This is a genomic window from bacterium, assembly GCA_030247525.1.
Lineage (GTDB): Bacteria > Electryoneota > JAOADG01 > JAOADG01 > JAOADG01 > JAOTSC01.
Genome location: JAOTSC010000015.1, coordinates 18135 through 33661, shown reverse-complemented (window position 1 = coordinate 33661; position 15527 = coordinate 18135). Strand labels below are relative to the sequence as shown.

The following is a 15527-nucleotide window of genomic DNA, read 5'->3' as shown; positions in this document are numbered from 1 at the left end:
ATGGTCTTACCGGAATTGGTAGAAGAACTTTTATTCAACACTCATTAAAGAATGTTCTCAACTTTAAGAAGGTTTCAATTTTAACAATAGAAAACGGTGATAATATAAATGACATTTGTATAAAACTTACTACAATGTCGGAACCTTATAGTAATAAGAGCGAGTTAAGCAATTTAGTATCAACTGTAAAGAAATTAAATATTGATGAATCTATAACTCGAATAATTAATAACATTAAATCGCTAAATCAAAAGAATGAGTTACTTATATTTGTTGACGAAGGCGGTCTACTCGATGATGAGGGGTATCTTTCGTCTCATATGATTACATTTCTACAAAACTTTCCATGCGATGGTCAGGCATATTTGTTCATTATATCTAATAGAAAGCCACAAAATATACCTTATCAGGTTTATGCGCCAACGTATTATCTTAAGCCTTTGAATGATAATGATACTAAAAAATTGTTAACTCTCCATTTTAGAAATTTGAATCTATCCTTTAACCCGGGGCAGATATCGGAACTTTCTGAATACATTGCTGGATATCCGCCTGCTGCTTTTTATGCTGCTCAAATTTGCCACATTTATGGAATTGAACTTATTTTAGCAGATAAGAGCAAATAAATCGAATTTCGAACTAGTGTTTTCATAAACTATATCCAAAGACTCGGATTGAACGAGGAAAGTAAAGCCATTTTGAAGCTATTGTGCAATTTATCACCCTTGCCGATTGATGTTATCAGTAATTATTATTCGATCAATATTAATAGCTTATCAAAAACGATGGTTACTTTAATAGATATGTCATTAATACAAATAACCGAGAGTGGGTATTACAAAATCGCAGACCCAATAAGCGAATCAGCATATAGCTATTATGGTACAATTGGGAAAGATGATCACTATCGATTGTGTAATATCATCAACGATTCGATAACGAATTCTAATCCTCAAGAAAGAAATTATGATTTGTGGCGAGTTATGTTCAAAGCTGCTAGATTATCTGGCTATAATGAAATGATTGACGAAACTCTCGAGTTAAACAGTGACATAATATCAGTTATCCAAAAACATTACTTTGAAAACAACTATGAGGAAGCTTACAGATTGGCCAAGTTAATAATCGAAGCACGACCCGACAGTGGCTCCGCTTATTGGTTTTTGATAAGATCACTGATTCATTTAGAGAAGTATGGCTTGGCTTCTGAAGCAATTACACAGTTTCAGCAGTTTGCCCCTCAGCGGGATATTTTGTTTTTAAGAGGATTTCTCGAAAGGAAACGAAATAATATTGACAAAGCGATTGAGTTTTTTGATGATGCAAAGCGACACGGTAAGCATGGTGTGGCTTTGTTTAGGGAAATGGGATTATGTCATCTGTTAAATGGTGACTTGGATAACTCAATTAGATACCTGAATCTTGCAATTGGATTACAGCCAGATAATAGCTATGTTATTGATTTAATTGCATTAGTAGCAACTTATATGAAAAATGAACATGAGGCAAGAAGAGCTTTAGAGAAACTTCGTATCATAGATCAGGGTAAATATTTTCATAGATTATCTAGAGTAGAATTTGCATTTGGCAACATTAAAGCTGCAAGAGAAGCAGCCTCTAGAGCAGTTAAATACAAGAAAACTATACCATTCGAGGCGAAAGCACAACTAATACTTTGTGAAATCGCTGTAGGAAATATCGATGAGGCATCAAATTTAATTGCTGATCTAGAGAAAAAGCACGGAAACATTAGAAAAGACATTCAAATCGGATTACTCTGCAGACTCAAAATTGCAAAGAATGAGTTTGAAGATGCACTGATAAATATCGAGAGAATGAGTGATCACAACTCAAAACACTATAAAATAATTAAGCGAGATATTCTCAAAAGTATAGTTGAGTCAGGATTATTCGACAGTAAAGAATTGCTTTCATATCAACAAAGAGCTGATGAATTAGAAAGCCAAATTGATCAATACTATGAAGAACATTACTTGACAAACTATGATATTTACCTCTAAAATTTCTTCCCGGCAAGCCACTGCCGCTGGAATTGATCAATTAATGTGAAGGCGGTGTTCAGGGTTTCCTCATCGGGGAGGAAAACAAACCGGAAGTGTTTAGTACCCGGTTTCTGACCGAACCCGCTGCCGTGGACAACGACAACGCCGGTAGTGCGAATCAGTCCTTTTACCCAATCCTCATCCTCACCCTCGATGTGTAGTTGCGGGAAGCTATAAAACGCTCCGGTCGGTTTTACCACAGTGATTCCGGGAATTTCCGAGAGTTTCTTCACCGAGAGGTCGCGACGACGTTGCAGTTTCGCTTTTGCCGCCTCGAGGAAATCGTGTTGACCATCAAGCGCCGGTGCGATAGCGAATTGCATCGGGTGACTGGCGCAGAGTCTTGCCCGCAGGAATTTATTAATCGCATCGACATAGTCCTTCATCCGCGCCTCTGGCCCAGACACAATGCCCCAGCCAATCCGCCAACCGGGCGCGATATATCCCTTCGAGAGTCCGTTGAACGTAATACACGGTAGATTTTGCGATAACGAGGCGATGCTGGTATGTTGCAAGCCATCCATCAGCAGTTTGTCGTATATCTCATCGGCAAAGACGACAATATTGTGATCAAGCGCCATCTCAACGATGCGCTCTAAGGTCTGCCGTGAGTATAGCGAGCCGGTCGGATTGTTCGGATTGATAAGAACGATGGCGCGTGTCCGGTCGTCAATCAATTTGGCTATTTCATTCGCATCGGGTGCCCAGTTGTTCTCTTCCACCAAGTAATAAGGGCGATACTCGACATTCAGTTTCGCAAGGATTGCGGAGTAAAGCGGGTAACCGGGAGTCGGGCAGAGGACGTTGTCGCCGGGATTACATAGCGCTGTCAAACTAATGTCAATTGCTTCGGAGGCGCCAGAGGTGACGAAGATATCGAGGACATTGTCGATCCCTTTGCGATGCGCTTCCCGGCGAATCGCGTCGCGGGCGGTTTCGATTCCCGAACTCGGCGAGTAGCCATTATGTGCCCAGGTTTCCATTCCCTTGCTAACCGCATCTTTCAAGTGTTGCGGCGTATCGAAGTCGTATTGGTTGGGATCACCAATGTTCAAATAGTATAACTTCATGCCACGGCTCTTAGCCTCATTGGCAACTAACAGGACATCGCGAACGGCATAAAAGATTTCGTGGGAACGGGTAGCGGGCTGAATCGGCTCCATGGGAACACTCCGGGGTACATCGCAATTATGAATCTGGTGTGAGTAACACGTTGAAAGCCCACAGATGTTCGGTTACACCGGCAATCCAGGCAATTTCAACCACAGCAAGTTACGAATCTGTGTGCGTTCCGGCAACGTGAGGGTTTTCATCATTGAGTTTTCACTGGAGATTCGCTATTTTAGTTGGTTACAGCCATAGTTATCCATTCACGGTTTGTTTTACATTATCGCTTTGGAGCTAACTGATGCGGCGCTCCCTCATCCTTTTTATCATCGTCGCTTGCACTATGCCGACTTGGGCAGCAAGTAGTCAAACCAGAACCACTGGCGAACTGTTGGTCGGTATCACGCCGCGCTCGATTGCGATGGGTGAGACCGGACTTATAGGATCGACCAGTCCCCTTGACGCGTTAGCCAATCCCGCACAGTATGCCCTGTTCGGAAAAGGGTTACGGTTTGAGGTAACCGGCATGGTGCCGCAAAATATCGAATCGCGTTCATTCCCGATCTACGATTCCTTCGACGGCATCTTGAATTACAACCAATATGTATCGAACAGCATGGGCAATGCGAAATTCGCTGCCGGCGGCGTTTTCACGATGAAGAGCGAATCGGGCAAAATTTGGACAGTCGCACTCGCTACCAAACCATTGGTCGATTACGATTACAAGTATTATGAAGAGATTCGCGACCGGTTCTCGACCGGTGGTCAACAAGACCGCGTACTCGGTCGTGTGGAAGACAAAACCGACGGTACCCGGCGTTGGACAGGAATCGCTGTCGCCGCTCCAGTATGGAAATCCTTGACAGCTGGTATCTCTGTGGGGATGGTTTCCGGCTCCATCGAATCGAAATCGGTTTTCTCCCGCGATCTGCCAAGCGATAGCACCGGCATCATCGAAATGACGAGCGATCCGGACAATGCTCAATTAGAGAGCCGTCTTGGATTTACGTACCAGATCAATGACCGGTTGTCTACGGGATTGCAAGTAACGCACCGTGGCGATTGGAATGATAAAGTCACCATCGATACAACCACCGCAACGTACCACAGCAATACATCCTTTATCGTGAATCGGACGTATCCGATGTCGATTGGCGCCGGTTTCGAGTATCTTCCCGGACAGATGCTGCGTTCGCGTTTCTTAGCAGAAATTGAATGGACGAATTGGAAGGAAGCGACTCTGAGCAGCGTTCCACAGAATCTGGAGAATACGTTGGAGTTCCGAGTGGGCGTTGAACACCGCGTGTTACCGGAAGTGCCAGTTCGTTTCGGTTACCGCTATTCTCCCTCCCCGTTTGATAAAGAATATGCCTTGTCATATTTATCGGTAGGGACAGGATATGATCACGGCGCATGGGCAACAGACTTTGCTTTGCAATTCGGACATTTGAAATCGAAGGGTGCCGACCCGGTAGCGGATAATCTGTTTGGCGGGCTTCCACGTAACGATATGGACAACGTACAAGATCGTTATTTCCGGTTTGCGTTTGGTGTTAGTTACAAGTTTGGACAGGAGTAGTCTCAAGTCTTACGAATGTTTGCGGGTGTTTAATCGGGTCGATTTAAAATTGACCCCTACCGAATTTTATATGAGAATGACGTTGGAAGATAAGAAAATCTATGATTTCGGGATCGTTGGCGCGGGACCGGTAGGTCTGTACGCATCGTTTTATGCGGGATACCACGGGCTCTCAACGATTGCGTTCGACACATTGCCGGAGCTTGGCGGACAACTGATCAATCTATATCCCGAGAAGTGGATTTTCGATGTCGGCGGACATGTAAAAATTTTCGCAAAAGAGTACATCAATTCGCTTATCGAGCAAGCGGCTCCCTTCCAACCGGTGTATCGACTTAATGAACGGGTTGAGTGGATTGTCCGGGAACCGGTCAACCTCGATTTTCCGGAAGAGATTTTGTACCGGATGCGTACTGCGCGCCGGGAAGTGCTTGTGAAATGTGTACTCATTGCTGGCGGGATGGGCGCATATCTGCCGCGAAAACTCGATCTGCCGAATCTCGCCCAATTGGAAGACCGCGGCGTGCATTATAGCGTCGGGTCAAAAGAACGTTTTCGCGATAAGCGGGTGATGATTGTCGGCGGCGGCGATAGCGCAGTCGATTGGGCGATCAATCTGGACGGCGTCGCGAAAAAGATTTGGGCAGTACATCGCAGCCATCAGTTCAAAGCGTTGGAAGCGAATGTCGATGAAATGATTCACGATACCAGTACGGAATTATTGTTACCGTGGGAAGTGAAAGCGCTGCACGGCGAAGAGCATTTAGAAGCTGTAACGCTGGTCAACACCGACACCAACGAAGAAAATACGTGGGAGGTTGACGATCTGCTCTTGATGATCGGACTTATGGCAAATCTTGGTCCAATTGAGTCGTGGGGCTTACAAGTCAAATGGAATGGATTACTGGTCGATCGGTATATGCAAACGGCAATGCCCGGAGTATATGCGGTGGGCGACATCGCCAAATACGATGGGAAAGTAAATTTGATCGCGGCGGGAAACGGCGAAGCGGCGATGGCGATAGAACACGCAATTGCGAAGTATCTCAACGCTTCTCCCCGACCGCGCGACTGGATCGAACATGCCAGCCCGCATGATGTGTAAAAAACAGGCAATGGGCAATAGGTAATAGGTGATGGGTGAAAGGTGAAGGGAGCTTTTCGATGGAACAGCGGGAACCGACACCGGACGAGATACTGAGTAAACCATTAACGACATGGCAAAAGATTTCGGATGGTATTCTCTCAGCATCTGATATGCTACCTATTCCACTTAACCTTTTTGTCTATCTTTTTGCATACGGTTTAGCGATTTACGTTCCCTATTTTATCATCGATTTTGTTTTTCGAATTTTCGGAATTGGAGAATGGTCGCGTTTGTTGTTTTACATACTTATCCCAATTCCGATGATTATGCTTTGGCTATGGAACTCAAAACGATACAAAGGGCTCGATGGCAGCAAGTCGGATACGATTCGCATGACTGGATACTTTAAGTAAATGGAGACACCCAACACACCGATTGAACCGGAAGGGGTGAAACTTCCCAAGTGGTTGGTGACGCTTAGCCTTGGACTATTGGCATCGGCGATTTTTACGTTACTCGGTCGTAAGATTGGATTATTCGGATTTTTGATTTTTCTGCCCTTCTTGTTCGGCAGGATAGGAAAAAGAAAGTGAAACGCTTTACCCAGATCGTTACTCTGATACTCATCGCAGTATTTTGTACCGCTGTTTTCGCGGTAACCGCCGACGATTGGCCATCGAAACCGGTACCGAAGAATACCGCTCGAATCACCGTCGTCTTCTCGAATGACGTACACGGCGGGATCATGCGGAGCGACGCCGAATTTCTCAATCCGGAGTTTCCTCCGACGTTAGGCGGCGCATCGAGTCAGTTTCGTCTTGTGAAGGCGATGAAGGAACGTGCGAAGCGCGATGGGCAGCACTTCATGTTGGTCGACGCCGGCGACATTTATCAAGGGGCTCCGATTGGCACCGTCACTAAAGGACAGGCGATTGTCGATTACTACAATTTAATTGGGATGGATGCCGTGGCAGTAGGGAATCACGACCTCGATCACGGATTCTGGGCACTCGATTCGATGATCAAGCGTTCAAATTTTCAGTGGATTTCCGCAAATCTGCATGACCGCGAAACAAACAAGCAGTATCCCGGTACGAAGCAGTATTTGATGAAGAATTTTGCGGGTGTGAAGATTGCTATTATTGGTTTGGCGACCACTTCCACTAAGTTTATGTCGTTTCCGAAAAACATCGCTAACATCGAGTTTCTTGACGAAGTCCCGGCACTGGAACATGCGATTATGGAAGCCAAAGCGGATGGCGCGCAAGCAATCTGGGTGGTGTTCCATCATGGCATTCAATTCGACGAAGAAGCGAATTACCAACGGTTACTCAGCATCGAACAGAGTGGCGGCTTCACCAAACCCTATGTCGGTGACGCGCAGGAATTGGCGCAACGGGTACCGGGCGTGGATGTAATGTTCTGCGGTCATATTCATGTGGGTAAACCGAAGGGGTGGGTTCATCCGAAACATCACACCCTCTTACTACAGAACTATGGTCACGGCGGCAACATCGGCGCAGTTGATCTCTTCGTTGATAAAACCACTGGACGATTGGTTGATTATGCAATGCCAACTGATCAATCGATGCTGATGTTGTTGCAAGAGGAACAGTGGGGACGTGATCCGGTTATCGATAAGCAAATTCAAGCGATTGTCGATACCGTTGAACGAGGGATGGATGAAGTAATCGGCGAATCAATCGCCGACTTTATTCGCGGTGACGGAAATGCACCGATGGTCTCGTTAGTCGCCGATGCGATGCGCGATTACGCCCAAACAGATATCGGTTTACAAAATTCCGGTGGTGTCCGGGAAAATGTCGCTCCGGGGTATATTACCCGTCGCCAGATTTTCCACATTGAACCATTCGGCAACGAGCTGGTATCATTCAAAGTGAAGGGCACCTTTCTGCAAAAACTATTGGAAGGGCGAGCATCCTCTACCCGGTTGGGAATGGGATTAAGCGGCGCAACGGTTACGTTCGATGGTTCCAAACCACAAGGCGAGCGCATTTCCAAAATCGAGTTTCACTCTGGAAAAGTGTTTCATCCCGACTCGATGTATTCGGTTTCGACCTCGGATTATCTGTTGATGGGGAATTCCGGGATGCAGATACTCACCGAGATTCCGCAGGATCAAGTCGATTGGTTGGGAATGCGGATTTCCGATGCGTTAGTTAAGTACATCGAGAAGTCGTCGCCGATTGCCCCGAGTAAAAAAGTACGTTGGATGGACACTGCCGGTAAGTAAAACAAACTATAGTGTATCCTCACAGTTTTTTCATGCAGTGTGAGTATGTTTTCAATCCGGTTGCGAATGTCAATTGTACTTTGTATGTTTACTTTGGGAAGTTATCATTACCTGTTTTCAGGTAATTGTTCCAGAAAAAGACGCTGTACCGGATTTAAAGCGGTAGTCGTTTCGTTGCGGCACATTGTAGAAAAACATCGAGTTAGATTCAAATTACCCAGCAGCGATCCTGATATCCCCTTCCATTTCGGTGAATTTGGGTAGATTCGCATGGTGTTTGAGAGAAACTGACCAAATCTGCCCAAACAATTGTTTTATCAATAAATCAAGGCGGACATTTGTCCGCCTTACCCAGCTTGAGAGTGAGGAGTTAAGAATGAAACTTCGGTTAATGGTTCTGTTATCCGTGCTGCTGTTTGCTGCCATAGCAAATGCGCAGATTGTTATAAATGAGATACTGTACGATACGCCCGGTACCGATGCACATTGCTTCACTGAAATTAAAGGGACACCTGGTACTGACCTTACTGGTTACCGGTTAGTCGGTATTAATGGTAATGTTGGTTCGACAGGCGCTTACGACAGCGTCCTTTTGTCTGGAGTGATTCCTGCATCAGGTTACTTCGTGGTCGGTCAGGACGCGCAGGTTGTAAACGTTACCCAAGTTTCCACTCATTGTGATTGGCAAAATGCCGCGAGTGCAACAGGTGGACATGGTGACAATCTTCTCTTGAAAAATCCTTCCGGTCAAATCATCGATGCCGTTGGTTATGGTTCCTTTGCCGATCCGGGTGCAATCTGGATGGGTGAACCTACCGACAATCGCACGGCTAGTGCGCCGGATCCGTATTCTGGCGAATCGATTGCCCGCATCCCCGATGGCACCGACACCAACGTGAATAGTGCTGACTTCCAAGTACACAATCCTCCGACTCCCGGCGCATTAAATGGCGGAACGGTACCTACTCCAGTAGATCGCACCTTACTGCAAATCCGCACGAATAACACCAATGGCATTCCGGTTGATAGTGGTCTTTACGTTCGCGTCCACGGTGTAGCGAATGTTCCTTCCGGTCTCTGGCAGTCGGGTGGATTATTGGATATTTCTATCCAAGACGGTTTGAATGCCGGTGTCACGCTTCGTGGCGTTAACAGCACAACCGTTGCTGTTGGCGATTCTATTACTGCACAAGGATATGTCTCGATCTATAATGGTAAGACCCAGATCGTTCCCCCGTATTTTCAGGTAACGAACCATGGCGCTGCACACATAGCCTTGCCGGATCCAATTGTTTGTACAACAGGTGAACTTCGCAACAGCGGTGAATCCTACGAAGGCATGCTTGTTCAAATCGTTGGTGCAATTCTTGGCAGCAATCAAAATTGGCCGTTACTTGACAGCGCTGCCAGTATCAATCTCGATGACGGTACCGGTATCATTACCCTGCGTATCGAAAAGGGTACCGATTTAGACGGTTGGACCAACCCGCCGCAACCTGGTGACCGGATAACGGTTACCGGAATCGCCGGTCAGTACGATTTCAACTCACCTTATACCGAGTATTTCCAGATTTCTCCGCGCGGTCAAGCCGATGTCGTTTCATCTGAAGTCGGTGAGCGCCCTGCGCCATCTGTCGCTAATGGCTTCGCTTTGGAAATGGCGTATCCGAATCCCTTCAATCGTTCGACTGACATTCGATACAGCATCCCCCGTGGTGAAGTTGCGACGATAACAGTCCATGATGTTATGGGTCGTTTGGTGGCTACACTCGGTTCTGATGTTCGCGAAGCGGGTAAAGTTTCTTGGAATGGTCGTAATACCAATGGTATCACGGCTGCCGGTGGATTGTATATCGTTCGGATGACCGGCCGCTCGGTTGCGTTGACACAGAAGATTCTGTATTTACCGTAATCGATTGATCCCGGCTATGGGTCCGGCTTGAGCGGCGGAAAACAACCGGATGGTGTGTTTGTCCGAACCTGTTCAACCGGCCCGCTACTATCGAACAAGGGCTGACATCTGTCAGCCCTTGTTTTCTATTTGCTCTTTAATTAGAGTTACTGCAACAGTAGAATCTTCTTCGTGGCTGTGAAATTCCCTGTGCTCAACTTAACAAAATATAAACCGGAAGTGAATCGATTTCCATTCCAAGCAATCTGGTGAGTACCTGGTAAGTATACACGGTTGGTAACTCGTTCACTTGTCGGCCTAAGGCATCGAAAACATCAATTGCAATCATCGAATTGCTGGGAACATCGAATCGAATCGACACTTCTGCATTGAAGGGATTTGGATAAGGGTCATGTAATGTTATCGATTGCGGTAAAGCCGTGTTACCGATTGGATCTCCGACATCCATGAGATGGGAGCAATCGAAGGTTAGAAGATGATTATAAGTACTGACGTAGGCAATTTGATCCTGTGCGAGTACAGAACCAGCTCCCCAAGTTCGACTGCGCCCCACTTCGACCGCCGTGCCGTTTGGTTGGATCCGGAAAACCCTCAATCCAACGAAGTAATCATTGCCAAACAAGTAATTCCCGCTACTCGATACTCCGGTAAAATTTCCCGGTATCGCGTCTGAGGTATATTGTGGACTCGTCATATTCGTAACATTAGTACGCGATAGACCCTGTTGTCCAGCAGCAAACACATAGTTACCAACTTTTGCCCAATTATCGTTTGTAGTGCAGTATTGTTGCGGAGATATCTCGGTTGAAGAGATTAAGACAGGATTCACCGGATTACTCATATCCAGAATGTAAAGTTGGGAATGACCTCTCAAGTAGACGAAGTTCCCTTCAAAAACCATCGAACCCCAATCATAAGTGAATGTATTTCCCACGAGGATCGGCATAGTCGGATTCGTCAAATCGACAACCCTCATCACACTGCCATCATTCCATCCAAATACATACGCATAGTTGCCTCGTACCGATACACCAGCAAGGAAGTAGGGAAAATGCAAGGAGCCAATTAATGACGCATGAGCCGGGTCGCTGATGTTATAAACTTTCATAGTTGTATCACAAGCAGTGACGATGAATTGATCGCTCAGAAAATCAAAGTGATACACTTGTCCATTCGTTATCGAGTCGATTCGCCCAATCTGAACCAATGTGCCGGGATTGGCGGGAGAAAGGATTGACATGCCGTACCATTCGCCAAGGTACATGCGGTCGCCGCGAATTTTTATTTGTTCGACTAAACTGTGCTGTGATCGACTCGATCCAATCAACTGTGGTTGATTCGTGTTTGCGTATGCGTTTACGTTACCTCCACAAGTGAAAACGACACTGTTGTCGGAAGTTACCGCATAGTCAAAGACATAATCTTCAAACTGCTGTAGAAATTGCGGCTGAGTCGGATTCGTAATGTCGTAGATGTATAGAAACGATTCCTCCTCCCCGTTGTCACAAGAGTATAATCGATTTCCAAAAACAGCCAGATTTGCATATCCGAGAACCGAATCCGATTGAGCAATAATAGTTGGCGAAGCTGGATTCGTCAGACTCAAAACGCTAAACCGAGGCTCATATCCCATCACATACGCAAAATTTTCAGCAACAGTAATGCTACTCGTCCAACTGGCAACTCGCATCCGGATTGTTAACACTGGAGCAGTAGGTTGCCTGGCATCGATGATCGAAATGGTCGAATCGCCATTTGTCAGATATAAGAATTGATTGTAAACCGCGACACCTCGGAACTCAGTAGCCTGATATCTGGTTGTACTGATAGTTTGGGGAGAACTGGGAATGGAGACACCAAGAACAGTAAGTTGCAAGGAATCGTAACCTTCGTATTCGATGCAATAAACGTATCCGTTTTCTTCGAGGATTTCCCGAGCAAATTGAAAACGGTTGTGATCGGAAAGCACGACTCCGGGAGATATTGGGTTCTGGAGATCGAGTATGTGAAAACCGCTATCCGATGAAGTGATGTAGGCGTAGTTACCTACTTTGGCGATGTTCTCCACATAGCCATAAGCATACGATTCACCGGCGGGACGCATTGCAGTGGGATTTTGGATGTTGACGATTTGTAGTCCGGTCGACCCGGTGGCAAGGTAACAGTAATTGCCATGGACAATCATGTTACGGGTGGTTCCCCAGTTCATAGTAAAACGACCAGTGGGAACCAGCGTATCGTACTGAGCGAGCGCGATGCTTACCGAACCTGCAATAAGTAGAACCACAATACTGAGCAAGGGCATGGGATGATACGGCATCCGGGAAGTACGACATAGCTTCATTGTATCCTCCAATTTATAGTGATTGACTTTCCGAAAGAACCCATATATTAATGTAGTTACTCGTGAATAATATCTCAATAGATACTCCGTAGTTTGCAATTTAATCCTTATACATACCGTTTTCGTGTGATAGTCTGTTTCAATATTTTCGTTTCGTTTTATCATCGATATCATTTCTGTTTAACTGTACTCAACTTGTCGGGAAAATTGCCGATCCCACTCGCGAAGGATTTGCTTGCTTGCAAACGTAAATGCATATTGCTTGCAGTTTGTTTTAGATTCTCCGAGGTACAACCCTTGCATTCTCGTCCCCCCATTTTGATCGAACAGATGCGTGGTGATTCGTTGGAAACGTATCACACCGGTTCGATTGCGATTTCAAATGCCAATGGCGATCTCTTGTTTGCCATGGGTAATTCCGAAGCACGTCCGCTCACTCGCTCATCGATGAAACCGATTCAAGCGCTGCCGTTTGTGGAAGTGTGGTCTGATCGGGTTTCGCTGGAAGAAATTGCGATTGCATCGGCGTCGCATAGTGGCGAAGACATGCACCGCCGGTTAGTTGCCCGGTTGCTCGATCGCTTTGGTGGAACACCCGACCAATTGCAATGCGGAGTGCATCCTCCCCACGATGAGGAGACACGTCGCGAATTGATTCGCGAAGGATTAACGCCTACTGTACTACACCACAACTGCTCGGGAAAACATGCCGCAATGTTGGCGACAGCTAACAGTTACGGCGAGAGTTTAGAAGGGTATTATTTACCTGAACATCCGGTACAGCAGCGGATCAAAGCGCGGATTGCCCGGTATTGCGACGATGCGATGGATGAGATTGCGACCGGAATGGATCACTGTTCAGTTGTGACATGGGGTCCAACCCTCCGCGGGATGGCGACGGCGTTTGCTCGCATCGCCGATCAGTCGGGACGCTTCGGTGACGATGTTGGTCGAATTCGCGACGCCATGCAAACTCATCCGGAAATTATTGCAGGAACCCGGAAACGAATCGATACCGATCTCATGCGCGCTTGTAAAGGACTTATTGCGAAAGCCGGCGCGGCAGGATACTATTCGATGGGCTGGCACGATGCTGCTACGGGGATGGGGGTTGGCGTTGCTATCAAGATGTGGGATGGCGAGGAAGTGCCGCGGAACGTCGTCTCATGCATTCTACTGGAAACGTTAGGACTCCTGCAGCACGGTTGGGGCGCTAAGACGGGATGGGGCGCTCGTACGGTCAAGAATTGGGCGGGACGTGCGGTGGGTGAAATTCGTCCAAGCAAAGATTTCTTGCAAGGACTCCAGAAGTTTACGACACCAGTGAGGATGTTTTAGATAATTCCGATTTTATTTAGTAAGTGCAGTGATGCACAAAAGTGGGGCGTACTGGATAGTACGCCCTATAAATTTATGTTAAGCAGGATTCCTCCTAAACGGCGTATGCCATTCGCCCCAACGTTACAATGCAAAGGGCGGACACGATGGTCCGCCCCTACCCATGACGCCAAGAAAGTCGCGACTTAACAAGAATTGTCAGGCAAGAGTGCCTAACTTCCAACTGAAATTAGTTGTTGTCGATCTGCGCTTTTTGCAGTTTGCCGCTAAAGTCGATGTAGACCGATTTCCATTCGCTAAAGAAATCGTAAACCGTCCAGCCGCCTTCACGGTGACCATTACCGGTTTCCTTCACGCCGCCGAACGGCATGTGGGCTTCCGCACCAATCGTCGCGCTATTGATATAGCAGATGCCTGCTTCGATATCGCGAATCGCTACCATCGCAACATTGACATCCTGCGTAAAAATCGCGCTCGATAGACCATACACCGTATCGTTTAAAATCGTAATCGCTTCTTCCAACGTTTCGCATTTGATAACGCTAAGCACCGGACCGAACACCTCTTCCTGTTCTAACCGCATACCCGGTTTGATCCCGCTGAAAATCGTCGGCTTATAGAACCAACCCTTATCGAGATCGCCGCCCAGCGCCGCTTCACCGCCGCATTCGAGCTTCGCTTTGTCTTCGTTCAAGCCAATGAGTGTGTATTCGTGCACCGAGTTGCGCTGCGATTCGCTGACACACGGACCGACTTCATTATTCTCGTCGAGACCGTCACCTAACTTCAAGGTATTGGCGCGTTCCACGAGCATCTTCACGAATTTGTCGTGAATGCCGGATTGGCAAATCACGCGGGAGGTTGCCGTGCAACGCTGTCCGGTTGTACCAAACGCGCCCCAAATCACCGCGTCGAGCGCATTGTCGAGGTCGGCGTCATTCATTACGATAACGGCGTTCTTGCCGCCGAGTTCGAGGGATACCCGCTTCAAGGTCTTGCCTGCCAACTCGTTGATTTTTTTACCGACGTCGCTGCCGCCGGTGAAGCTAATCGCCGCAACTCGCTTATCATTGACGATAGCATTTCCGACAACCGAACCACCACCGTGGACTAAATTGATTACACCCTTTGGTACGCCAGCTTCATCCAGAATCTTTACTAATTCGGTGGCGGTACGCGGGGTGTCGCTTGCCGGCTTGAAGACGACGGTATTGCCGCATGCCAGCGCCGGGAAAATTTTCCACGTCGGAATTGCCATCGGGAAATTCCACGGGGTAATGACGCCCACTACGCCGAGCGGTTGTCGCATCGAAAGATTATACTTGTTGGGTAATTCGGAAGGCGTGTTATGACCGAACATCCGGCGGGTTTCGCTAGCGGCATAGTAGGCGGTATCGATGCCTTCTTGCACGTCGCCGCGGGTTTCCTTCAATACTTTGCCCATTTCACGGGTCATTTCGCGAGCAAGAAATTCTTTCCGCTCGGTCATCAGGTCGCCGACTTTCTTCAAGATGTTGCCGCGTGCCGGCGCCGGCATCAGTCGCCATGCGTTGTAAGCGCGCTTAGCTGCGGTAATTGCACGATCAACTTCGCCCGTACCACTTTTCGGGAAGGTACCAATCAAATCCGACCAGTCGGCGGGATTGCGGTTTTCAAAGGTGTTACCGGAGTCGGCGTCGCACCATACTCCATCGATCAAGTTCTGAAATTTTTCGCTCACGAACTACTCCTTTTCGTTGGCATGATTGAGGTTGCTGGGGTAGGACAAATACGATCCGGTACCCACTGGAAGGTTTTGTGTTGCTCTTCGCAGTCTATAATTTCGGGAATTTTCCCTATCGAG

12 protein-coding genes are annotated in these 15527 nt (G+C 47.1%); 9 read left to right on the top strand and 3 right to left on the bottom strand.

Annotation, left to right across the window (positions count from 1 at the left end; translation table 11 throughout):
• Together OEM52_02795 and OEM52_02790 are read left to right on the top strand one after the other, a co-directional pair.
• On the top strand, positions 1 to 626 hold a 626-nt coding region (locus tag OEM52_02795; GenBank protein ID MDK9699066.1), incomplete at its 5' end, for a hypothetical protein.
• 48 nt (positions 627 to 674) lie between these two features.
• On the top strand, positions 675 to 2021 hold the full coding sequence (locus OEM52_02790; protein MDK9699065.1) for a hypothetical protein: 1347 nt from the start codon (positions 675 to 677) through the stop codon (positions 2019 to 2021).
• Here the strand turns inward: OEM52_02790 and OEM52_02785 are convergent.
• Complete coding sequence (locus OEM52_02785; protein MDK9699064.1) at positions 2018 to 3226, bottom strand: aminotransferase class I/II-fold pyridoxal phosphate-dependent enzyme; 1209 nt, start codon at positions 3224 to 3226, stop codon at positions 2018 to 2020. The genes OEM52_02790 and OEM52_02785 overlap by 4 nt on opposite strands.
• A gap of 245 nt (positions 3227 to 3471) precedes the next feature.
• Between OEM52_02785 and OEM52_02780 the strand changes: the two genes are divergently transcribed.
• From OEM52_02780 to OEM52_02755, 6 genes are all read left to right on the top strand, one after another.
• Positions 3472 to 4749, top strand: a complete 1278-nt coding sequence (locus OEM52_02780) for an outer membrane protein transport protein (GenBank protein ID MDK9699063.1) — start codon at positions 3472 to 3474, stop codon at positions 4747 to 4749.
• A gap of 70 nt (positions 4750 to 4819) precedes the next feature.
• Positions 4820 to 5854 (top strand): NAD(P)/FAD-dependent oxidoreductase, encoded by a 1035-nt coding sequence (locus OEM52_02775; GenBank protein MDK9699062.1) that lies wholly within the window; start codon positions 4820 to 4822, stop codon positions 5852 to 5854.
• Between the two features lie 59 nt (positions 5855 to 5913).
• On the top strand, positions 5914 to 6249 hold the full coding sequence (locus tag OEM52_02770; protein MDK9699061.1) for a hypothetical protein: 336 nt from the start codon (positions 5914 to 5916) through the stop codon (positions 6247 to 6249).
• Positions 6250 to 6429 carry a hypothetical protein gene (locus OEM52_02765; protein ID MDK9699060.1) on the top strand — a complete coding sequence of 60 codons (180 nt, stop codon included), beginning with the start codon at positions 6250 to 6252 and terminating at the stop codon, positions 6427 to 6429.
• The gene (locus tag OEM52_02760) at positions 6426 to 8090 is read left to right on the top strand and encodes a 5'-nucleotidase C-terminal domain-containing protein (protein MDK9699059.1); all 1665 of its coding nucleotides are present in this window, start codon (positions 6426 to 6428) and stop codon (positions 8088 to 8090) included. The genes OEM52_02765 and OEM52_02760 overlap by 4 nt, the downstream gene beginning before the upstream one ends.
• A 376-nt stretch (positions 8091 to 8466) precedes the next feature.
• The gene (locus tag OEM52_02755) at positions 8467 to 10002 is read left to right on the top strand and encodes a lamin tail domain-containing protein (GenBank protein MDK9699058.1); all 1536 of its coding nucleotides are present in this window, start codon (positions 8467 to 8469) and stop codon (positions 10000 to 10002) included.
• Between the two features lie 193 nt (positions 10003 to 10195).
• Here the strand turns inward: OEM52_02755 and OEM52_02750 are convergent, their stop codons facing one another.
• Complete coding sequence (locus OEM52_02750; protein MDK9699057.1) at positions 10196 to 12346, bottom strand: hypothetical protein; 2151 nt, start codon at positions 12344 to 12346, stop codon at positions 10196 to 10198.
• Positions 12347 to 12643: 297 nt separating this feature from the next.
• Here OEM52_02750 and OEM52_02745 point away from each other — a divergent pair, with 297 nt between their 5' ends.
• Positions 12644 to 13684 (top strand): asparaginase, encoded by a 1041-nt coding sequence (locus tag OEM52_02745; GenBank protein MDK9699056.1) that lies wholly within the window; start codon positions 12644 to 12646, stop codon positions 13682 to 13684.
• Positions 13685 to 13913: 229 nt separating this feature from the next.
• On the opposite strand, the gene OEM52_02740 is transcribed toward OEM52_02745, so the two are convergent.
• Positions 13914 to 15404 (bottom strand): aldehyde dehydrogenase family protein, encoded by a 1491-nt coding sequence (locus OEM52_02740; protein ID MDK9699055.1) that lies wholly within the window; start codon positions 15402 to 15404, stop codon positions 13914 to 13916.
• Between the last annotated feature and the right edge of the window lie 123 nt (positions 15405 to 15527).

What these genes read in the sequence shown, in the direction of transcription:
- OEM52_02755 (MDK9699058.1), top strand. Translation starts at nt 8,467, where the DNA reads ATGAAACTTCGGTTAATGGTTCTGTTATCCGTGCTGCTGTTTGCTGCC.
- OEM52_02780 (MDK9699063.1), top strand. Translation starts at nt 3,472, where the DNA reads ATGCGGCGCTCCCTCATCCTTTTTATCATCGTCGCTTGCACTATGCCG.
- OEM52_02770 (MDK9699061.1), top strand. Translation starts at nt 5,914, where the DNA reads ATGGAACAGCGGGAACCGACACCGGACGAGATACTGAGTAAACCATTA.
- OEM52_02785 (MDK9699064.1), bottom strand. Translation starts at nt 3,226, where the DNA reads ATGGAGCCGATTCAGCCCGCTACCCGTTCCCACGAAATCTTTTATGCC.
- OEM52_02765 (MDK9699060.1), top strand. Translation starts at nt 6,250, where the DNA reads ATGGAGACACCCAACACACCGATTGAACCGGAAGGGGTGAAACTTCCC.
- OEM52_02775 (MDK9699062.1), top strand. Translation starts at nt 4,820, where the DNA reads ATGAGAATGACGTTGGAAGATAAGAAAATCTATGATTTCGGGATCGTT.
- OEM52_02750 (MDK9699057.1), bottom strand. Translation starts at nt 12,346, where the DNA reads ATGAAGCTATGTCGTACTTCCCGGATGCCGTATCATCCCATGCCCTTG.